The organism is Dyadobacter alkalitolerans DSM 23607, from assembly GCF_000428845.1.
Taxonomy (GTDB): Bacteria; Bacteroidota; Bacteroidia; order Cytophagales; family Spirosomataceae; genus Dyadobacter; species Dyadobacter alkalitolerans.
The window spans coordinates 366,855-389,203 of record NZ_AUAS01000006.1 but is presented as its reverse complement, the minus strand read 5'-3'; the positions used below and the strand labels follow the sequence as shown (position 1 = coordinate 389,203).

Below are 22,349 nucleotides of genomic sequence, written 5' to 3'. Positions count from 1 at the left end.
CCAAAAAAAATTAAACCACCATAAACACAGACTCAAATGAAAAAATTGACTTTTACTCTTATGTTGTTTTTTGCGGCGAGTGCCGCATTTGCACAAACGATGATCGCCAAGCAAGTTGCTGACTGGGAAAGAGCAAAAAAATACACCCAACAATATCTGGATGCAATGCCGGAAGAAGGTTATGCTTTCAAGCCTACACCTGAAATCCGCTCCTTCGCGGCACAGATGGACCATATTGCAGATGCTAACTTTGCATTTGTTTCGGCCGCATCCGGCAAAAAAAGTCCGTTTGAGGGTTCAGCAGAAAAAATGACGGACCAATCCAAAGCCGCCGTTTCCAAAGCAGTTATGGAAAGTTATGATTTTGTTATCAACACATTGAAAGGCATGACCGAAGCAGATCTTGCGAAAGACGTGAAAGTATTCGGGATGGATATGAAAGCGGGTGTTGCATTCGAAAAAGCATTCGAGCATCAGACACACCACCGCGGGCAGACAACGCCTTACATTCGCATGAAGGGCGCGACGCCTCCAAAAGAAATGTTATTTTAATCAACAAAAATGGGATCGACGAGATCCCATTTTTGTTTTGCTTTAAGCCTTCGCTTTTGACTTGATATTATAAAGGTTCAATGCAAAAAAGCTGTATAATTTCATGAACGCGGGTGGTATAACAAAGTCGCGGATCACTTCCTTTCTTCGCTGCGGTGAAGGATCTCCATCAGTCAGATATTTCAGCGCGTACTTCAATCTTGGCCAGTAAGTTTTGCCATATTCCTTCGAAAATAGCAGCTTGTAATAGTAAGTGGCAATGTTCTTCTTCAACTTATCATCGTATTTATAGCCCAGCTCCTTATTAATGTTGGAATAGAGCTGAATACGATTGAAAAGAAAATCGGCGCCATAATGATTATCCGCAAAGCTTGCCCCTCCCCTGTTTTTCCTGTAAACCGACATCACTTCGTCGATATAACCAATCGGGCCACGGGTAGCAAACATGATATTTCTGGGAATATCGCCGCTGGTTGAAAGGTTAGTCCACTCAGGATCAGGATGTTTGGCAAAATCTTCCCTACGGAACATTAAGCTGGAAGTCGCGATGAAACAAAGCTCGTCCTCTCCTACCAGGTCCTCCACGGTTATTTCCGGTTTTGAAAGCGTATTTACCAGATAAGGCGGCGCTGCATTGTCGTCAAAAATAACGCGGGCGTTATGGTAACAAGCTGAGTAGTGCGGATTTGCGTCCATCATTTCCACTTGTTTTTGAAGCTTATGCGGAGAAATCAGATAATCGTCGCCGTCAAATTGCGCTATATATTCGCCTTTGGCGGCTGCAAATGTGGCAAGTGCATTGAATTTACCATTGAGCCCCATATTTTTCGGATGCAGCAAAAGCCTGATCTTGTCTGGAAACCGTTGCTGGTAATCTTTTAATATAGCGGCCGTATTATCCTTGGAGCAATCGTCCCCTACAACAATCTCAAAAGGAAATGTAGTCTGCTGCATTAAAATCGAATCCAGCATTTGCGCTACAAACTTTTCGTGGTTGTAAGTGACAACACACACACTCACTTTTATCATATTCATTAGTCAATTGATGCACGTCTGGCTGTAAATTTAATTTTTTATTCCCGTTTTACCCGAATCATGATATTTTCCGGCCGGGATTGCCACTGTTTCAGCTCGTCAATACAGACACTAAACTTATAACCCGGTGAAATAAATTCCGTTACCCAACATTAATTTGCTATAATCTACATTTGTGAAAGTTTGATCACGACCATTTTCTTCATGTCTTCAATAGAAACCAACATTAGCAAGCCACTTTTCAGGGCGCCGCATATATTTTCCGGGTTCGCAGGGCTTATCGCTGCGGAAAGCACCAGGCATGGTGGCGTAAGCAAAGCACCTTATGCATCATTGAACCTGGGCGGCTCACAAGATGATCCAGCCGACGTGCTGGAAAACAACATTCGCTTTTTCAATGCATTAAATGTTCCGTTTGAGACCGTCGCCAAGTCGCATCAGGTGCATGATGATAAAATTCTAAATGTTGAAGATCCAGGCCGGTTTGATGGTTACGACGCGCTTATTACCAACAAAACGAACATTCAGCTAGCGGTAACGATTGCCGACTGCACCCCGATCCTGATTTTTGATCCGGTAACCAGAAGCGTTGCCGCTATCCATGCAGGCTGGCGGGGAACCGTAAAGGGCATTGCAGCTAAAACTATCGCTATGCTCCAATCAGAGTTTGGTTCCGACCCGGCGGATTGCGTCGCTTACATTGGCACATGCATTGATGAGTGTTCATTTGAAGTCGGCGAAGACGTTTCTGAACATTTTGAAGGAAAATATAAACGCTTCGATTCCGGAAAACAGAAATACTTCGTGGATTTGAAGGCGAGCAACCGTGATCAGCTCCTAGCATCAGGCCTGCCTGAGGAAAACATAGAAGTCTCTCCATTCTCGACGGTGCTCAACAATGACGATTACTTTTCCTACCGATTGGAAAAAGGTTTCACAGGAAGGTTACTGGCGACGATCGGAATGACCGACCGAGGCTAAAAGCAGAAAGACAGCATCCTGGGATGCTGTCTTTCATTTACTTCCATGTATTTTTATTGAGCTGGTGTTTCTACAACCGGATTTTCCGTTTCCAGTGAAGATTGGGTAGCTGGTCGCGAAGCAGCGCGGCCAGCGGCTGGCTTAGCATTGGTTGCTTTTACAGCGATCGGTTTAGCGGGAGCGGCAACAGCAGCTTTTGTGGATGCAGCGGCAACGAGCGCAGCAACCTTAGCGGCCTTCTCCTTCTTGCCTTCCTTTTTACCTTTGTCTTTCGATTTCAGCTTTTTCTCTTCATTCTTAGCATCCTTAGCCTGTTTTTTGGCAGTTTCCTTCTCAAACTTTGCTACTTTCTTAGCCAGTTTTTCAGCCGCCTTTTCGATAGACTTCTTTATTTTCTTGGAACCTGCAGAAACTGCAGCGATTTTGCCGGAAAGCGTTTCTGCAATTTCGGTCGATAATTTTTTTGTAGCAGATTTCATAATGTAGTTTTTAATTCTGGTAAAGTCTTCACCCTGTTGGACAAGCAAACGGGGTGTGAACGTGAGGATATATCAATGCATTTATAACCTGCAATTAATGCTTATTAAGCGATAAACACCAAATATCTCATATTATATTTATGTTATCTTTTTGCTTACGAATTCCCAGAGCACGATTCCAGCGGATACAGACACATTAAAGGAGTGTTTTGTCCCAAACTGCGGGATTTCCAGGCAGCCGTCGGCAGCGGCGATAACATTATCCGCGACGCCTTCCACCTCATTTCCAAATACAAATGCGCACGGCTTCTCCATGTTCGGAGCGAAATTTTGCAGCATAACACTCCCTTCCGCCTGCTCCACACACCACACTTCATAACCCTCCGCCTTCAACTGTTTCACCGAATCCTCGGCACTATCGCTTTTCTCCCAGTCCACCGACAACTCGGCACCAATGGCGCTTCTGGTGATTTCCCTGTGCGGGGGACTTTGGGTATAACCGCATAAAATGATCTTCTGAGCCCGAAAAGCATCTGCTGTTCTAAAAAAGGAGCCAATGTTGGCCAGGCTCCGGATATTATCAAGGACAATAACAAACGGAAATTTCTCCGATTCTTTAAATTCTTCAACCGTCAACCGGCCCATTTCTTCAATCAGCAACTTGCGCATCCGCGTTTTTTATTGATGTTTCAGCAAACGTACGGGAAAGAACCAAAACGGCCTCAAATTCGAGGCCGTTTCTAGAGAGTTTGATAATTTCTTTACTTGCTAATTGCCACTTGTTGCGAAGTTTCTGCGCCATTGGAATAAATGATCCGTAAAAGATATATTCCTGCTGATAAACCTCTTACATCAATTTCCGTTGCCAATTTCGCTGCTTTATAGATTATTTTGCCGTCAATAGTAAGTAATTGTATGCTGGCAAAACTGTCTCCATTATTTGTTTGTATAAACAGCTTTTCCGATACCGGATTTGGAAAAACCTTAATTTCTGCCTGCTTAATCCCTGTTTCGTATTTCACAACTCGGATTCTGCTCATTGCAAATGTACCATCGTGATCAACCATTTTAAGCCTGTAATGATTATCTCCGTTTTGTGGGTTAACATCCGTGAAATGATAGCGAATTTCAGCGTTTGAAGCAATTGAAGCATTTACAAGACCAATGGTCTGCCAATTCTTCGCATCAGAACTGCGTTGAATTTCAAAATGCCTGCTGTTTATTTCCGAAGCCGTCACCCACCCGAGCTGGACCACACTCTCCGATTTTATAGCCTGGAAATCAACCAACTCGACGGGCAAGACCGCACCACCATTCAGCATCGAAATAGAAGAATAATGCCAAGGCCCATAAACCTGACCTGTAATTGCAAGAACCGGGTCATACTTGATCCGCACACGGACTTTTGTAGCTTTTCCAGTTTTCGCAATTGCATTTTTATATTCAATTGGCGCTTGTCCGGTGCTGATGTAACTGTTTTGTTGTCCTGTAAATTCGGTGCTGCCAGTTATTGAAGGATATAGCACTGGTACTGAAAATGCCTCACCTTCTTTCGAAGTTTCCCAGACAAGTTTACCTCTATTTCTACCTAGAAACGATTTTTCGAAAAAGCCGACGCCAAAAGTGTTTTCTGATATATTATTATGATCCAGGATTGTGGTTAAATCGGCGTTGTACATTTGGATATTATTTTTCGTGCCGGTTCCCTGGTTTCCATGAAAGGTGTACGCTTCGCCCACATTCACATTCGCTGCATCAAAAGGAGCGCCGGCAATGACATCACCATAACCGTCGCCATTTACATCCCCTGCGCCAGCAACCGCATAACCCAGTTGCGCCATCCCCTGATTTTTCTCAATTTTAAGTGCCGTTACAGGGTTAATGCCGACAGGAGACCCGTGATAGATAAATAAGGCGCCTTCTTCGGCCTGGCCTCCATTAAATTGAGGCGCTCCAACAACTACATCAGCGTAACCATCACCATTCACATCTCTGGCACCGGAAACAGCGTAACCCATATGAGCAGCAGCCTGATTACCAAGCAGCTTTGTTTTATAAACCGGATCGATACCGGCTGCTGTGCCGTGGAAAACAAAAGCCGCCCCTTGCATCAGGTTACTGGAAATATAATGGTCTGCACCAACGATAACATCGCTAAATCCATCGCCATTGACATCTCCCGCATTGGAAACGGAAACGCCTAATGCTGCCTGGGCTTCGTCTACCTGCAGTATATCAGAGGTTTGCGGATCAACCCCAGATTGCGAGCCATAATAAATGAAAGCTGCGCCTTCCAAAACCTGTCCATCATTGTAAAAGTGCGCACCGGCAATGAAATCGCTATATCCATCTCCATTCAAATCCCCCGCACCCGACACTGATCCTCCCATGAAGGAGTTGGCTTTGTTACTCTCGCAAATTATCGCATTATCCGAAATTCCGGACGATGAGCCATAGAAGATGAAAGCCGCACCTTCTTCATTTTGAACATTATCATATCCCGGAGCGCCAACAATTATATCGCTAAAACCGTCTCCATTGACATCTCCTGCGCTGGCAGTAGCGTGACCAAAGCGGCATCCCAGTTGATTAAAAGTTAATGTTCCAGCAGCCTGCTGACTAAGCCCCGCGGCTGATCCGTGAAAAACGAAGATTCTCCCTGTATTGGTTTGTGCATCATCATACATCGGTGCACCTACCAGCACATCGCCATAACCGTCACCATTGACATCACCAGCATTGGCTACCGAAAATCCGAAGTTAGCCTCTGCTTGATTGCCTTCTAACGTGACAAAACCATTTACTGAAATTCCCGTAGCTGAACCGTAATATAGAAATGCAGCGCCTTCGTTCGTTTCACCTTTGTCGAAATAAGGAGCACCTACCATAACGTCGCTATATCCGTCACCATTTACATCGCCCGCGCTTGAAACGGAATAGCCCGTTTGACTTCCGTTTTGATTGGTGCTTAATGTGGCGCTTGATATGTAGTTAAGGCCGGATGCGGAACCGTTGTAAATGAATGCTGCACCTTCGTTTGTTTGAGAATCGTCAAAGAACGGAGCGCCCACAATGATGTCACTAAACCCATCCCCATTCACATCGCCTGCACTACTCACAGACATGCCTAAAAAGGATTCGCTTTGTCCGCTTTTGATGTTTGAAATGGATGTAGAGCTAATGCCGGAAGCTGATCCTGGAAAGACCAGTGCGGCACCCTCATTGATTTTTCCCGCATATCCAGGTTCGCCAATGAGTACATCACTATACCCATCCCCGTTTACATCCCCTGCACTCGCAACTGAATGTCCCATCCATGAGCTTGGCTTTTCTCCATTAATTTTAACTGAAAAAGCATTATTGATTCCCGTTGCGGAGCCGTGATATATAAAAGCGGCCCCCTCATCCGTGTTTTGGGCACCCGTTTCATAGTAAGGCGCACCGATGACAACATCGCTGAATCCATCGCCATTCACATCACCAGCACTTGCAACTGACCGGCCAAAAAATGCAGAAGGATCATCGACTTCCAGAAGAGCTGCGTACTGAGCTGTCAGACCACCAGCCGAACCGTGATAAACAAATGCTACCCCCTCGTCGGTTTGGCCATGATCGTACGCATGCGCTCCAATGATCACATCACTAAATCCATCTGCATTCACATCGCCGGCACTGGCCACAGACCACCCAAAAGTTTGGCCTTGCTGACTATCTTGCAGGATGATTTCCGGTACGTTATCAACCCCTGATGCAGAACCATGGAAAACATAGACATGCCCACTATTTGGGGAACCAACAATCACATCACTGTATCCATCACTGTTAACATCGCCCGCAGATGCCACGGTGAAGCCAAAATTAGCATTAGCAGTATTACAAGTAAGCACGGCGCCAGCGACAGGTGTAAGATTTAGGGAACCTCCGTAATATATAAATGCAGCACCATTTCCAGCTGCATTATGGTTAGAATTCGGATCTCCCACAATCACATCACTGAATCCATCACCATTCACATCACCTGCGCTTGCAACTGACCAGCCATATCCAATTTTCAGATCCTCGTCTTCTTTAAGTAAAGTAGGAGGTTGATTCACAATGGGATTTATACCAAGTCCTGCCCCGTAATGAATGAAAACCTGCCCATCATTTGCCGGTGGCGACGAATTGTCATTGTCTTCCTGAACAGCACTAACTATCACATCGCTGAATCCATCTCCATTCACATCGCCTGCACTGGCAACTGACCAGCCTAAGTCCGCATAGGTTTGGTTATTCTGAATAACTGCATTCGCATTACCGGGATTTCCATTGACTACAATCGGGTCGATTGTGACCGGATATGCTGCACCTGTAACATTGACAGACAAGAGTATTTCTCCTTCTTTATGGGACAAAGATGCCAATAGGCTCTGCCCATTGGCATCCCAGCAATTTAAATCTCTGTAAGTAAGCAATTTCTTGTTCTCGTCATTTATTTTTTCAGTATAAAAGGCCAGCTCATTATTTCCCAGATCCTGCACTTGCAGTCCTTCTGCATTTAGGTGAACGTTCAGAACTTTCGTATTATCCGGAGCCCGGTGAATGATAAAATTCTGTCGGATTCCGTCCTCATTATTAATATACTCTTCTGTGAAATCCTGGTGCTTGATTTGCAGTCTGTTTTCCGCATGCTCCATAACAGCATTAGCTTGTGGCGCGTACAACTTTCGACCGTCCGCATAGATGCCAGTCATTGCCAATTCCAATTTAAAGTTGTCATTGAGCGAATCCACCCGGTTTTGAATCGTAAAACGTCCCGGTTTGTAGTAAGCCCGCAGGTTTTGTTTTCGGTTTGGGCTTTGCAGAGATTGTTTCCGGTTGTCGAAAGTGATATGATATTCACGCTGTGCTAGACTTTGCTGAATATTACCCATGAGGCTTGGCTCTAACTTATTTTCAAGTTTTTTACCAAATACGGGCCTGATCAGTGGGAAATTTACAGCTGACTTGGTCTCAACTTCGGCTTTCTTGCTTTTCACATAAATGGTAAAGCAAGCGGCGAAGGCAAGCAGAAAGAAAGGAACTAAATTGTAATATTTTCGCATTTTGAACCTTAGGAAATAGTGAGAATTAGATTGATCAAGGCATATTAATGGCCTATACCGAATTTCACTTAACTAAGACTGCGATGCACAAAGCATTTATTTGAAGGTGGACCTGAATTATTGGAAGGTTAAGAAGACTTTTTCCCAAAACCACACAAAAAAAACCCTGCACAGCCAAGTGCAGGGTTCAAATCATTTTCTGAGTCAATTATTTAATCTTTGTGATCAATTCAACAATGTTTTTAACGCCCAGCTTCTCAAAAATCCTTGCTTTGTAAGTACTAACGGTTGAGAGCTGTAGGTTGAGTTTTTCAGCTATTTTGGCGGTTCCCAGTCCTTCTTTTAGAAGATTCATTACGTCCGTTTCCCGTGGCGAAAGACTCACGATCGGGTCCGGTTGGAACTCTCTTGGATTGATGAGCCTGTTGATATTCATTTGCTGCATATCTTCACTCATGTATTTTTTATTGTTCAAAACGCTCATGACGGCGGTTTTAAACTCTTCCTCAGGCGCGTCCTTCGATAAATAACCGTCCGCACCGGCTTGGAGATACATCAGGCCATACTGCTGTTCGTCATAGCTTGAAAACATTAATATCCTTATCCCGGGAGATTTTTGACGGATGGTTTCAACCATTTTCGTCGTGTTCCCGCCAGGAATGTTGATATCCAGGATCAGAAGATCATACGATTTCACTTCCAGTTCCTGAAGTATCTTGTCAAAATCGTCGACGTCCGAAATGGCTGAGTCCGGTATCAGTGATTTGAGCAGGTGTTTGGTGCCTATTCTCACTACTGCATGATCTTCGGCAATAAGTATGTGTTTCATGTACGGGTTTAAGTCCAATTAATTAAAAAAATGCAGGTGCCAGTCGATACCAACCAGGGAATCAACAAAAATAGTAATCAGCATTGTATTAAACATAAAAAATATCAAATTAGTATCTCAATTTTTAACAATTTTGGATAAAATAGTGTCCTAAGGGCATACTTTAAAAGTAAACCACCAGTTACATACTATTTATTAGTCGTTTAGCTTTCAGATTATTTCTCACAACACACATTATTTAGGAAAAACAGATAAACTGGAAGTTTGTCTGGATATCGGAAAAAGCCACTTTTCAAAGACATTGGCTTTTCTCCCTTTTTTATATCTGAAACCGGAGCATTTATCAACCCAAACTGCCGGTCCGATATATGCGTTCTCCTTGCTCCGCCAAGATCCTCACTATGTCATAGCCATTTTTCAATGTGTAGAAATGCCTGATAGAACCTGGATTTCGCCTCCTAACGCTCCATTTGGCGGCATTCAATGCGGTACGAATTGCCAGGAAAGCGAGATCATCTTTTTTATAAATTGTATTAAAAAGTGGATCAACGATCGGTCAGGAAAACAGCTGACGATTAAAACTGCTCCATGCTGCTATGAACCGGACCAACATCGTTTATTACACGACGCTTATCTATATACTGGATTTGTCCCCGTTCAGGCGTGCGTTAATAGTTATATTGATGTGGATGACGATGACTTCATTGCTCACATTAGGCCGGCGGAGAGACGAAAACTCAAAAAAGCTGTCCTTGCTGGATTAAGTGCAGGGCCAGCTCATGAAATTTCATCCCAGGTTACTTACGAATTTCTAGCGCACTGCCGTGAAAGTAATGGTTACCGCATGCCGTTAACATTATCTCAGATCGAAATGCTGAGACACAAATTCCCAAAGGCATTACAAATTTTTACGGTTGTTGACCAGGACAAGATCATCGCCCTTACGTTGACCGTGCGGGTTAACGATCACATACTTTATAACTTTTTGTGTGGGGATTTATCTGAATACCGTGTTTACAGCCCGGTAGTAATGTTAATGGATTGCGTTTATCAACATTGTCAGCGGAAAAACATCAGGATACTGGACCTGGGCATTTCGCTGGATGGCAATGGGGTCCACAAGCCTTCGCTTGGTCGGTTCAAGAAAAATATCGGCGGGAAAGAATGCTTGAAAATGACTTATGAAATAGATTTCCGCTGATCAGATGCCGAGACAGTTACCATCCCGGTAAAACACGCTCGTGCACGTTTCAATGCCTACAATCGGCGCCATACCAATGAAATCCAATCGTCTGAAACCTCTTTCTTTCAAATAGTCCTTTGCTTTTTGATACCATTCACGTTCCGAATTATCCAAAATCAAAACGCCATCATTTGTCAGATAATCAACCGCAAAATTGGCGCATTTCACTCGGTTGCGTCCGTCTACAATGATAATGTTATAGCGCTCATCAGCATCCTTAACCGCCTGAATGTAAGAATCGCCGAGCGGTTTTTCGATCACTTTTGCATTGCTTGGAAGTTTTGGTTTGATCAGTTTGATCCAGTCTGCATCGTGTTCAACAGCCGTAATTTGTTTCACACGGGCGCCATACCAGCGGGTGGAATTTCCTGAACCATATTCAAAAACAACAAAATCAGGCTTTAAACGCGGTTTCAAAAACAATATGAATGGGTATGTATACCAGGGAAGCGGATCACCGTTTGCGTCAACGGATTGTTTGGTATGAAAACTTCTGAACCAGCCGTACTGCTTCAAAGCACCGTCCAGAAAAAGCTGCACACTGCCACCCAGGCCGATTCCATTAAGCAGATCCCAGGTGTTATTTTTTATTTTTTTAATCATTTCAAATCCGACGGTTGACGCTTACCGGCACAAACGTACGAATTAATGTACTTTTCTCGCAGAATTGTCACGATGCGATCTGCGGCGTGGCCATCCCATAATTCGGGAATCCGCCCTTTTTTACAATGTCCCCCCATTATCTTTTTGGCCAGTTGCACCACGGATTGCACATTCCAGTCGGGCAGCAGATAATTTGTGCCGACTTCAATAGTGATCGGACGCTCAGTGCTTTCTCTTAAGGTAATGCAAGGCACTTGCAGAAACGTCGTTTCTTCCTGAATCCCACCAGAATCCGTGATAACCAGGGACGCGTTTTTAATCAATGCTAAAAACTCCCTGTAACCCTGCGGTTCAGTCATTTCCAGATTTTCGATTTTATTCCAATCATCCAATAACCCTTGCGTTTCAAGGTTTTTCAATGTCCGCGGGTGGATCGGGAAGATGATGGGGCACAATGCCGATAACCTTCTGATCATGTTTCCAATTTCAAGCATTATAGCCGCATTATCCACATTAGCTGGCCTGTGCATGGTCATTAAGATATATTTCTTTTGCCTTTCCGGTTGCCTCGCATCTTCGGTAAGGTAACTCAAACAATGCAGCAGCGAATCGATCATTACATTGCCGACGAAGTGAATCTTTTCAGGCGAAATATTTTCTTTTAAAAGATTACAAACCGCCGACTTCTCTGTTACAAAAAGCTGATCTGCAATGGCATCGGTGACAATCCGGTTAATCTCTTCGGGCATTTTCCTGTCGCCGCTCCTTAGCCCCGCTTCAACATGAACTACGGGAATGCGCATTTTTACCGCCACCAGTGCGCAAGCCAGCGTGGAATTAACATCGCCCACGACCAGCACAATGTCCGGCTTTTCAATAAGGAGCACCTTTTCAAATGCAACCATTATCGCCGCCGTTTGCTGCGCGTGCAAACCGTTGCTTACGCCTAAAAAATAATCCGGTTCGGGGAGTTGGAGCTGTTCGAAAAAGATCCCGGACATCCGGAAATCATAATGTTGGCCGGTGTGGACGATCAGGGAATTGATATCAGGATACAGTGTGAAAGCGCGGTGCAGCGGCGCGACTTTTATAAAATTGGGACGTGCCCCAACGATATTGATTACTTTCAAGAAATAGTGTGTTTAATTAAGGAAGCAAAGTTATCACAAACATTCAGAGGAACTAATCGGGCGGCGCGGTTAGGCTATCTTCTGGTTTTTGTCTTAATTTTGCCTTGTTAATCATTGCACCTTCATGGGGATAATTGTACGTCAGGGTTTTAAAAGTTCAATCGTTTCTTACGTCGGGGTTGTCATCGGCATTTTTAACATCCTCATCCTCTACAACCAATTTCTGACCCAGGAGCAATTGGGTTTGTACGCTTCCACCCTGCTGACTTTTCCTGTTATTTATATGTCTTTTGCCCTTTTGGGCGTTCCTTCTGTCGCCGTGCGCTTTCATAGCCGGTTCCAGGACCACGAGTCCCGAAGACAGCTTTTTACATTCATTATTATCACCCCGCTTGTCGGGCTGGCAGCTTTTGTGGCGCTATATCTGCTTTTCAAGCCGCTTTACCTCAAATTTTACCTTGACCATTCTCCCATGCTGGTCAAGTATTACTACGTTTTTATCCCGCTGACTGTGGGTATGGTTTATCTGCTGGCGTTGGAATCTTATTCTCGAATTAATTTACGTATAGCAGTCCCTTCCCTCATCCGCGAGGTCGGGTTGCGGCTTTTTAACAGCGCGGTCGTCATCATGTTTGGTTATAAAATCATCACTTTTGATACGATGGTGAACCTTACCGTGCTGAGCTACGGACTTGCCATTGCGGCCATGCTGATCTATCTGCACCTGCAAAAACGCCTTTATACCAGGCTGGATTTTGGCTTTGTAAAACACCCGGCGTTCAAGGAAATGTATCGTTACGGGCTTTGGGTTTTGCTTGGCGGGGCCAGTGCCGCATTGCTTCCGCATATTGAAAAAGTCCTTTTGCCCGCATTCAAAGGCGGTCTGGGCAGCACTGCCATTTTCGACATTGCCTCGCGGATCGCACTGGTCATTTCCATTCCCAGAAACGCCATTGTGATGATCAGCGCGCCGATTATTTCAGAAGCTTATACGCGTAACGACATTGCGCACATTGACACGATTTATAAAAAATCCTCCCTTAACCTCTTCATTATCGGCTCCTTCCTGTTCCTGGGAATATGGACCAATATTGATGCTATTTTTGGCATTATCCCAAAATCAGACATTTACTCGCAAGGCAAATGGGTTGTGTTAATGGTCGGTATTTCCCGCATTGTGGATATGATGACCGGCCTGAACACGGAAATCCTGACCAATTCGAAATATTATCGCTACGACATTGTTTTCATGTTATTTTTCACGATCCTGATCTTATTCAGCAGCCAGTTCCTGATCCCGCTTTACGGCTTCAATGGTGCGGCTGCGGCGGCGCTCTTCTCCACGGTCATTTATAATTTTGTCAAATTGTTTTTTATCAGACAAAAACTTGGCATACAACCCTTTACATTGGGAACATTCAAGGTAATATTGCTGGGGACTGTTGCCTATCTGGTCGCTCGCTACATGCCGTTTCCCGAATCTGATGAGCTGATTTCCACCATAATGATCATCCTGGCCCGTTCGGTTATTGTTACAGTGATTTTTGGTGGCGGAATCCTGCTCTGGAATGTATCAGAGGACATTTCGGCAGGCTTCGGAAGTGGCTGGAAATTAATTAAGACAAGTATTCTGAGGATAAAATAAGAGACCGCTATCTTTGAAGCATTAAAACAGATCCATTTCTGATGTCGTTAAAGGAAAAAATAATTGCCGGCGTTCTCAAACAGCCATATAGTTTATATCAATTGACCACTTACGATCCGACCAAACCGGTCAATATGGTTGTGGGAAGCATGTACTCGCTTTACAAAGGCTGGATACATTCTGATATTGAGACACTTAACTTGCTGAAAGAAAGTGATTGGCAAAAATATTTTAACGAAAATTCAATTGATAAAATCCTGGCCGAGCACGTCTGGGAGCATTTGACACTGGAAGAAGGGCAGCTCGCATTCAAACATTGCCATACTTATTTGAAACCCGGTGGTTTTCTGAGAGTTGCGGTTCCGGATGGTTTTAATCCCAGCGAAGAATACATCAATTATGTAAAGCCCGGCGGCACGGGTAACGGGGCAGATGACCATAAGCTGCTTTATAATTACCAAATCATGTCGCGCTCACTCGAAGCTGTGGGTTTTACAGTAAAATTGCTCGAATATTTTGATGAAGAAGGACAATTTCACAAGTCCCCCTGGAAGCCGGAAGATGGCATGATCAGGCGCTCGGCAGACCACGACAGCCGCAATGCTGGCGGAAAACTGGGTTACACTTCTTTGATCATCGATGCTTATAAAAGCTAACAATGAGTTTGCCCGCCAGCCTCGCCCCTATCGTGTTGTTTTGTTTCAATCGCCCTGCGCATTTGCAGCAAACGATCGAGGCGCTAAAACAGAATATGCTGGCAAAGGAAAGCGAACTGATCATTTATTCGGATGGGCCGAGGAACCGGTTGGACGAACCATTAATTGCAGAAGTAAGAACTTATATAGCCTCAATCACCGGTTTCAAGCACATTAAGATCAATCATTCAGAGCAAAATAAGGGTCTGGCGGCATCTGTGATCCGAGGCGTTACCGAAGTGCTCAACCAGTTCGAAAAGGTGATTGTGCTTGAAGACGACATGCTTACCGCACCGGATTTCCTCGTTTTTATGGATGAGGCGTTAACTGCATTCGAATCGCGTAAAGACGTTTTTTCAGTAACGGCTTACGGCCCGCCGATCTCTTTTCCGGCACATTATAAGGAAGACCTTTATCTCGCACCGCGCGCAAGTTCGTGGGGCTGGGGAACCTGGCTGAGCAAATGGAATAAGGCCGATTGGGAAGTTACAGCGTTTGACGAGCTGGAAAAGGATAAAAATAAAAGAAATCAGTTTAAATCAGGCGGAGAAGATCTTTGGCCCATGCTGGTAAAGCAGCAGCGAAAAGTAATTGATTCCTGGGCGATCCGCTGGACTTACAGCCAGTTTCTGAATGATGCATTCGGCGTATATCCCGTGCATTCGAAGATCAGGAACATTGGCACAGACGGCAGCGGGACGAATTTTACATTTAAAACGGGCTATTATGGCTCGGAAATGAGCGACAGCAAGATTCAGATTAACTCGAACATTAAGCCGGATCAACAAGTCATTCAAGCATTTGCGGATTATTACAAACTTCCCCTCGCATTAAAGATCAAGAACCGGATCAAATACCGGATCTGACGAAACAGAAATTATATGTATTGGCTGCGCTATCTACTGAAAGAACCTTTCAACGCCCTGCGGACCTCAACCAACCGTGAGTTTATGGGTCTGCTATTGAAATATGGCAACAGTCGCAGGCATACGCGGACGCAGGTTGAATTTGGAAATTCAAAACTGATGGTGCCCGACACAATGTCATTCCTCTGGCAGCATAAGGAGATTTTTGCTGATGAGTTCTATTATTTTGAATCAAAAAATCCAGAGCCGGTCATTTTCGATTGTGGTGCCAATGTGGGGATGAGTGTTTTATATTTCAAAAAGCTTTTTCCAAAATCACGCATTACGGCCTTCGAAGCAGAGCCTGAAATCGCAACATTACTTCGCGATAACCTGAGGAATAATAACATTAATGATGTTAAGATCATTGATAAGGCCGTCTGGATGGATGATCAGGGCATTTGGTTTGGGAGCGAATCGGCAGATTCTTCCTCCATTTATTCCAATGCTGAAAAGAAAAAAATCGCTTCAATCCGTTTAAAGGACTTTCTCCTGGCCGAAAAGCACATTGATTTTCTTAAAATAGACATTGAAGGCGCTGAGAAAGAAGTGCTCAACGACTGCCGCGACGCCCTGAGCCATGTTCAGAATCTTTTTGTCGAATTCCACTCCTACATTGGCAATCCGCAGGGACTGGCAGAAATCATCCGCATCTTCGAAGAAAACAACTTCCGTTATTACATCGACACCAATCAGCACCGCCTCAAACCCTTCACCAACTACCGCTACCGAGGCAACGACGTAATGGATTTACAGCTAAATATTTTCGGCTGGCGGGAGTAAGGGCATAATAAATAGCTGAGCTTTCGCTGAAAACTTGAGATCACAATTTGTGATCTCAAAAAAGTCTCTAAATTACCTAGCATAAGGATTCGGTGGGAAAATGTGTATTTGGAAACCTTCTTTTTCCATGGCTTCCATTACTTTCGGTGAAGGTAACTTCTTAAAAATCACGGCGCATAACACTTGTGACGGCATGAGGGAGAATTTTGTCAGGAAGTTATGGAATGCCAGTTTTCGTTTGATCTTGCGGAACGAAGCCGACGAATCGTCCGCTTTGTCTTTGGCATAAGATGGGTGGTAATAGTTGTTATTAATGCCTTTGAATGCGACGGCTGGCAGGCCCATTCCGTTCGCTAGTTTATCCATTTCCCGCTCCGATAGCTTGAAAACGTAGTTACCTACTTCCTCGAAAGAATAGCGGTTCTTCCAGTATTTTTGAAGCAGCTTCGTATCAAAACGATCGAATATATTCCTTAATGCCAGCAAAAACGGCATTTTTGAGATCGGATCATGTGGCTCTACCAGGATAACGGCTTCCCTGGCAACCCGCAGCATTTCATAAACCCCCAGATAAGGCCTTGGAAAATGGTGATAGGCTTCCTTGCAAAAAATGTAATCGTAAGTGTCATCGCCAAAGCTTAGTTTCTCAACATTCTCGACGGAATAATGGTTAAAAAAGCCTCTGGCTTGCGATAATGGCAGGAAGGTGCCGGAAATGTCGGTGGCAGTTGTGTCCAGGCCCTGGCGGAAGAAATAATTGGCGTCGAAACCATATCCATCGCCGATGGTAAGCCAGGATTTATTTTCCAGGGTAAATGGCGCAGTTAATTCCAGCTGCCTGCGGTGGATCCAGTGATTGATCGTTTTGTACTGTTCGTCGTACTCCCAGTTTTCAATCGCCTTGGCTTTTGCCTCCTGAGTAGCATACTGCACCTCATACCAACCTGAATGCGCCTCATGGCTTTGCTTTTCCGTAGACATTTTACCTTGATTACTATTTTTTGATAAAGATACTTTTAAGCATAAAATTTATTTAACCACAGAACTATTTAATTTTACCCTCTTAGAATCGCAGGGCATTCAATTCTTAAAATTTTCAAACAACGATCGCAGTAAATGGTGCTTCACCTCAGCAATTTTCACCTGGAAGGAGGAGCAGGCGTTGCAGCCACGCGATTGCACCGGGCGCTACTGAAATCAGGCACTGAATCGAGGTTATTGGTATCCGGTTTATCGGCCGAAGAGCCAGGCGTTTCCGGACTTTCAAGCACAGCATTGCAGTCAAAACTTGCCTGGGCGCGGTTTGTTGGCGAGAGGCTTTATTTTTATCCGCAGGAGCGCGATGCATCTGTGCGATTTGCGTTCTCGCCGGCTGAGATTGGTGCCGATATCAGCAATAATCCCTGGGTGCAGGAAGCAGATATCATTCATTTACATTGGATTAACTTCGGATTTCTGTCCCTGGATTCGCTGGATAAGCTTTTTGCGTTGGGTAAACCAATCGTCTGGACGTTGCATGATATGTGGACATTTACAGGCGGATGTCATTACAGCCGGGGTTGCGAAAACTTCCTGACGCATTGTCAATATTGCCCTTATCTGGCCAAACCGGATGCATACGACATTTCTTTCGCACAATTTGAAAGAAAACAGTCCATTTATAAGAATGCACAAATGGCACTGGCTTCTCCAAGCCAATGGCTGAATGATCTGGTAAAAAAGGCTGCATTAACCCAAGGAATCAGATCGCTGAATATTCCTAATTGCATTGATACTGAATTGTTCAGGCCGCTTGATAAACTTGCTATCAGAAGAAAACTCGACCTGCCCGAATCAAAAAAGCTGATCCTATTTGCCGGCGCCAACATTGGTGATCCGCGAAAAGGTTTTACGTTTTTTAGACAGGCTTTAGAAGAAAAAGGCTTACCGGCCAGCAATATCGAAATATTGGTGCTCGGAAAAGCAAATCCTGAATTGATGGCTTCGTTTCCTGTGCCAGTCCATTATCTGGGGAAAATTTCAGATCCTAATGCCATGGTGGAAGCCTATAATGCGGCTGATATGATCGTGGTGCCTTCGCTGGAAGACAACTTACCCAATACGATCATGGAGGCTATGTCCTGCGGCACGCCGGCCCTCGGATTTGCCACCGGCGGAATTCCCGAAATGATCGACCATCAAGTCAACGGATACATTGCATTGCAAGGCTCGGCACAGTCGCTTGCGGAAGGAATCGAGTGGATTTTGAATCCTGAAAACAATGCTGAATTACCCGGTAAGGCACGTTCCAAAGTTTTGGAAACGTATAGCGAGCGCGTCGTAGCGGATCAATACCAACAATTATATCACACACTGCTCGCAAATGAATGATTTCCCGCTGCTCACGATCGTTACGATCACATACAATGCCGAACCATTTCTTGAACGCACCCTCCAAAGTGCCCGGCACGCGCTGAGCAACATGGCCGCTCCGGAAGCTGTGGAATATCTGATCATTGACGGGAAATCCACAGATAGTACGCTGCAAATCGCTGACAAACACTCATTTATATCCAAAATAGTTTCAGAGCCTGACCGCGGTTTGTATGATGCCATGAATAAAGGCCTTGCATTGGCCAGCGGAAAATATGTGTGGTTTTTGAATGCAGGCGATGAAATTTATGATGCTAATGTCCTGAAAAACCTCTTTTCCGCATTCGGATCAGATGCTGATGTCTATTATAGCGATGCAATGCTGGTGCGGGAAAATGGCGTTGAAATAGGTCTGCGGAGCGAATTCACACCGCATTCGCTGCCCCGGAAACTGAAATGGCAGGACTTTGCATTGGGTATGAAGGTTTGCCATCAGGCATTTATCGCTAAAAAATCCATTGCCCCACCCTATGACATTACCAATCTCAGCGCAGACATTGATTGGGAAATTGAATGTTTAAAGCGGGCGGAGCGGATTCAGTTCATTGAAAACCCACTTTGCCGCTATCTGGTTGGCGGGCTATCCGTACAAAATCACCGCCGTTCACTAATTGACCGATTTTATGTTTTACGAAAACATTTCGGGCTGGCCGCATCTCTGTATAATCATATCCGCATTTTTGTGCGCGGAACGCAGTTTGCCCGGTCTAAAGGCAAATATTGGTAGGCGTTTCCTCCTCTTTTGAACAAGAATAAATAGTGTCACTTCTGAACCACGCCAGTTACAATATTTTGTTATTGTACTGAAAACCATATTTTTGTTTCGATGTTTTCTATTCTAATTATTTCTAGTAATCATGAAAAAAAATCTACTATTAGCCATGTTATGCTTGCTGAGCACGTGGATGTCCGTCTATGGGCAGAGTGTTCAGATTACCGGTAAAGTTACAACGGACAGCGACGCGGCACCGCTGCCGGGCGCAACGGTTCAGATCAAAGGATCGACCATTGGAACACAAACCGACGCTGATGGAAACTACACGATCAGCGCGCCTTCGTCAAGTTCTGTTATCATTTTCAGTTTTGTGGGGTTAACTGCGCAGGAGGTTACTGTCGGCAGCCGAAGTGTGATTGATGTAAAACTGTCAACCGATACGCGCAGTTTGAGCGAAGTGGTCGTGACGGGTTTCGGATCACAGATCAAGCGCGATCTGACGGGTAACATTGCGCAGGTGAAAGGCACGGAAATACAGAATATGCCTGTTGCAAGCGTGGATGCGGCGTTGCAGGGACGTGCGGCGGGTGTTTATGTCAATAGCGGCTCGGGCAAGTTAGGCCAGGCGATCAATGTCCGGATCCGTGGAAATTCATCGATCAGCGCGAGCAGCCAGCCATTGTATGTGGTGGATGGCATGCCCATTACAACGTCCGATCTGAGTAGCAGCACAGGTGGTGCCACCAACCCGCTGTCCGACATTAATTCCAACGACATTGAATCCATAGAAATCCTGAAAGATGCTTCCGCGGGCTCTATTTACGGTTCCCGGGCTGCTAATGGTGTTGTTTTGATCACAACCAAGCGTGGTAAGGCGGGAAAAACCAATGTTAGTATCAATTATCAGCAGGGATCTTCGGAAGCAACACGACGGGTGCAATTTTTGAATGCAGAAGAATACGTCCGGTTTTACACAGCCGCGGCCCTTAACAGCGACCGGATAGATGAATACGACCCCAGCGATCCGGAATCGAATACGGCCTATTTCCTGGATAACCTGAACCGTTACAGCCTGGGAACTGCCAACACACCTCAGCAGAAGAACTACCCCTGGCAGGATCAGGCCTTCACAAAAGGCGGCATGCAGCAGCTTGATTTCCAGCTGAATGGAGGAAATGATAAAACGAAATTTTTCCTTTCAGGCCAATATCTGGATCAGAAAGGAACCATCATCGGCAATGAGCTGGACAGGCTTTCGACCCGCATGAACCTGGATCATCAGGCGTCCAACTGGTTGCAGGTCGGGCTATCAATGGGTTTGGCGAGAACGGTGAACAAGCGCTTGCCGGGAGACAATTCATTCTCGAATCCGCTTCAAATGTCTGCATTAACGCCATTAACCCCATTTACAGATCCAGAAACGGGTTTGCCGATTGGTACGCCGCCGGGGGATGTTAACCTGCCCTTGTATTTCAACCCGATGATCTCGGTTAAATATTCAAACTTCACGGCCACATCATTCCGGAACCTTACCAATGCTTATGCACAGATCAACATTCTGCCTTTTCTGAAATTCCGGACTGAGCTGGGTGTTGATTTATTGAATCAAAATGAAGAGAGTTATTACCAAAGCCAAAACCTGCGCAATGTAGATCAGGCGGTGAATGGATTGGGCGAAAACTTCGGCACGTTTGTAACCAACTACAATACCAACAATTTCTTCACTTTTGATAAGGCATTTGACATCCATAGCATTAGCGCAACATTGGGTATGTCCTATCAGGATTCTCAAACGAAAGAGAACTTCATTGAAGGAACGCAGTTTCCCTCCAACTCATACAAAAAGATCGCGAGTGCGGCCACGAAGTCGGACGGAAGTTCTACCGAGACCAATTATCGTTTCCTATCCTACTTCTTACGCTTCAATTATAAGTTATCTGAAAGATATCTGCTGGCTGCCAGCGCACGTATCGACGGTTCTTCGCGATTCGGCGCGAATTCACGTTATGGGTTTTTCCCTTCTGTATCCGCAGGCTGGGTGCTGACGGAGGAGAACTTTTTGAAAGAAAATAATACGCTGAGCTTCCTTAAACTGAGAGGAAGCTATGGTTCCACAGGTAACTCGGAGATCGGTGATTTCCCGCAACTCGGTCTGTTCTCAGGAGATGCTGGTTATGGCGGAGCAGCCGGACAGCGTCCTTCACAGCTGGCTAACCCTAATTTGAAATGGGAAACAACGAAGCAGGCTGATATAGGTCTTGATTTCGGCTTGTTCAACAACCGTATCAATGGTGAAATTGATTATTATATCAAAAAAACCAATGGTCTGTTACTGGAAGTGAATGTTCCTGCAACTTCGGGCTTTGCTATCCAGGTTGCCAATGTCGGAAAGCTGGAAAACAAAGGTTTTGAATTCGTGCTGAATACACAGAACATTGTGGGTGCATTCAAATGGAGCACTTCATTTAACATTGCCAATAACAAGAACAAGGTCACAAACATCCAGAAACAAATCATTGAAGGCGGGATTTCCAATATGAGCCGGGTGATGGAAGGTGAGGCTGTGGGTGTGTTTTATACCGTAGAATATGCCGGTGTGGACAAAGCAAACGGCGATGCGCTATTCTACAAAAACACGGAAGAAGCCAATGGCAACGTTGACAGATCAACAACCTCTTCCTACAACAGCGCACGTCGGGTGGTTGCAGGTAATCCAAACCCGAAATTCGTAGGCGGGATCACCAACACATTCTCTTACAAAGGATTAGACCTGACGGTTTTTCTGAATGGTGTTGCCGGAAATAAAATCAATTTTTATGGTGTTGGCCAATATGCTTCGGCCAACGGCATCTATGAAGACAACCAGACAGTGGATCAGCTCAATTCCTGGACTCCGCAAAACACCGATACAAATGTACCGGAGGCGCGTTTTTACAAAGGAAATGGTAACCAGGCATCTACGCGTTACATTTATGATGGCTCATACTTACGCTTGCGAACCATGACATTGGGATACAATTTACCATCCAGCATTGTGAGCAGGATCAAGATGGACCGTGTCCGTGTGTATGTATCCGCCATGAACCTGGCCACCTGGACCAATTACAAAGGCTGGGACCCCGAAGTAAGCACCGATGACATTCCCGTAAGAGATTTGAAATTCGCACTTGGAAACGACTTCTACACACCGCCTCAGCCACGCACGTTGCTCTTCGGTGTTAACATTGGTTTCTAATTGCATTCAGCCATTTATTCTAA

Annotated in this window: 18 protein-coding genes; 10 read left to right on the top strand and 8 right to left on the bottom strand. The window is 45.0% G+C overall.

Going from position 1 to position 22,349, the window contains the following annotated elements; genetic code table 11:
- The first annotated feature begins 36 nt into the window (after positions 1 to 36).
- Positions 37 to 552, top strand: coding sequence for a DinB family protein (locus G395_RS0114895; protein WP_026630778.1), 516 nt, complete (start codon positions 37 to 39; stop codon positions 550 to 552).
- A gap of 42 nt (positions 553 to 594) precedes the next feature.
- Here the strand turns inward: G395_RS0114895 and G395_RS29475 are convergent, their stop codons facing one another.
- Positions 595 to 1,587 (bottom strand): glycosyltransferase family 2 protein, encoded by a 993-nt coding sequence (locus tag G395_RS29475; RefSeq protein WP_310588885.1) that lies wholly within the window; start codon positions 1,585 to 1,587, stop codon positions 595 to 597.
- Between the two features lie 204 nt (positions 1,588 to 1,791).
- Here G395_RS29475 and pgeF point away from each other — a divergent pair, with 204 nt between their 5' ends.
- Complete coding sequence (gene pgeF, locus G395_RS0114885) at positions 1,792 to 2,568, top strand: peptidoglycan editing factor PgeF (protein ID WP_026630777.1); 777 nt, start codon at positions 1,792 to 1,794, stop codon at positions 2,566 to 2,568.
- 53 nt (positions 2,569 to 2,621) lie between these two features.
- Here pgeF and G395_RS29470 read toward each other — a convergent pair whose 3' ends face one another.
- The 4 genes from G395_RS29470 to G395_RS0114865 all read right to left on the bottom strand — a co-directional run bounded on the left by G395_RS29470 (position 2,622) and on the right by G395_RS0114865 (position 8,960).
- A complete protein-coding gene (locus G395_RS29470) occupies positions 2,622 to 3,047 on the bottom strand; it encodes a hypothetical protein (RefSeq protein ID WP_035361422.1) in 426 nt (141 codons plus the stop codon).
- Positions 3,048 to 3,185: 138 nt separating this feature from the next.
- On the bottom strand, positions 3,186 to 3,716 hold the full coding sequence (locus G395_RS0114875) for an RNA methyltransferase (RefSeq protein WP_026630776.1): 531 nt from the start codon (positions 3,714 to 3,716) through the stop codon (positions 3,186 to 3,188).
- A 92-nt stretch (positions 3,717 to 3,808) separates the two neighbouring features.
- Positions 3,809 to 8,131: an FG-GAP-like repeat-containing protein gene (locus G395_RS29465; protein WP_051350176.1), complete on the bottom strand. Its 4,323-nt coding sequence runs from the start codon at positions 8,129 to 8,131 to the stop codon at positions 3,809 to 3,811.
- A gap of 208 nt (positions 8,132 to 8,339) precedes the next feature.
- A complete protein-coding gene (locus G395_RS0114865; protein WP_026630775.1) occupies positions 8,340 to 8,960 on the bottom strand; it encodes a response regulator transcription factor in 621 nt (206 codons plus the stop codon).
- A 430-nt stretch (positions 8,961 to 9,390) separates the two neighbouring features.
- Between G395_RS0114865 and G395_RS31155 the strand changes: the two genes are divergently transcribed.
- Positions 9,391 to 10,161, top strand: coding sequence for a GNAT family N-acetyltransferase (locus G395_RS31155; protein WP_051350175.1), 771 nt, complete (start codon positions 9,391 to 9,393; stop codon positions 10,159 to 10,161).
- On the opposite strand, the gene G395_RS0114855 is transcribed toward G395_RS31155, so the two are convergent.
- A complete protein-coding gene (locus G395_RS0114855) occupies positions 10,162 to 10,806 on the bottom strand; it encodes an FkbM family methyltransferase (RefSeq protein ID WP_026630774.1) in 645 nt (214 codons plus the stop codon).
- Positions 10,803 to 11,936 carry a non-hydrolyzing UDP-N-acetylglucosamine 2-epimerase gene (gene wecB / locus G395_RS29455; protein ID WP_051350174.1) on the bottom strand — a complete coding sequence of 378 codons (1,134 nt, stop codon included), beginning with the start codon at positions 11,934 to 11,936 and terminating at the stop codon, positions 10,803 to 10,805. Before wecB ends, G395_RS0114855 begins: the two co-directional genes overlap by 4 nt.
- A 124-nt stretch (positions 11,937 to 12,060) precedes the next feature.
- On the opposite strand from wecB, the gene G395_RS0114845 reads away from it, so the two are divergent.
- Genes G395_RS0114845 through G395_RS0114830 form a run of 4 tightly spaced genes read left to right on the top strand, consistent with a single transcriptional unit; the run spans position 12,061 to position 15,964 of the window.
- Positions 12,061 to 13,581, top strand: a complete 1,521-nt coding sequence (locus G395_RS0114845) for a lipopolysaccharide biosynthesis protein (RefSeq protein WP_026630773.1) — start codon at positions 12,061 to 12,063, stop codon at positions 13,579 to 13,581.
- Between the two features lie 41 nt (positions 13,582 to 13,622).
- Entirely contained in the window at positions 13,623 to 14,237 is a 615-nt protein-coding gene (locus tag G395_RS0114840) for a class I SAM-dependent methyltransferase (protein WP_084439632.1), read from the top strand.
- A gap of 2 nt (positions 14,238 to 14,239) precedes the next feature.
- A complete protein-coding gene (locus G395_RS0114835; RefSeq protein ID WP_035361367.1) occupies positions 14,240 to 15,142 on the top strand; it encodes a glycosyltransferase in 903 nt (300 codons plus the stop codon).
- Between the two features lie 15 nt (positions 15,143 to 15,157).
- On the top strand, positions 15,158 to 15,964 hold the full coding sequence (locus G395_RS0114830) for an FkbM family methyltransferase (RefSeq protein WP_026630770.1): 807 nt from the start codon (positions 15,158 to 15,160) through the stop codon (positions 15,962 to 15,964).
- A gap of 72 nt (positions 15,965 to 16,036) precedes the next feature.
- On the opposite strand, the gene G395_RS0114825 is transcribed toward G395_RS0114830, so the two are convergent.
- A complete protein-coding gene (locus G395_RS0114825) occupies positions 16,037 to 16,945 on the bottom strand; it encodes a class I SAM-dependent methyltransferase (protein WP_026630769.1) in 909 nt (302 codons plus the stop codon).
- 135 nt (positions 16,946 to 17,080) lie between these two features.
- Here G395_RS0114825 and G395_RS0114820 point away from each other — a divergent pair, with 135 nt between their 5' ends.
- The 3 genes from G395_RS0114820 (at position 17,081) to G395_RS0114810 (ending at position 22,326) form a co-directional block, all read left to right on the top strand.
- Complete coding sequence (locus G395_RS0114820; protein WP_026630768.1) at positions 17,081 to 18,334, top strand: glycosyltransferase family 4 protein; 1,254 nt, start codon at positions 17,081 to 17,083, stop codon at positions 18,332 to 18,334.
- Positions 18,327 to 19,103, top strand: a complete 777-nt coding sequence (locus G395_RS0114815) for a glycosyltransferase family 2 protein (RefSeq protein WP_026630767.1) — start codon at positions 18,327 to 18,329, stop codon at positions 19,101 to 19,103. The genes G395_RS0114820 and G395_RS0114815 overlap by 8 nt, the downstream gene beginning before the upstream one ends.
- A 130-nt stretch (positions 19,104 to 19,233) precedes the next feature.
- Entirely contained in the window at positions 19,234 to 22,326 is a 3,093-nt protein-coding gene (locus G395_RS0114810) for a SusC/RagA family TonB-linked outer membrane protein (protein ID WP_026630766.1), read from the top strand.
- Positions 22,327 to 22,349: the final 23 nt, after the last annotated feature.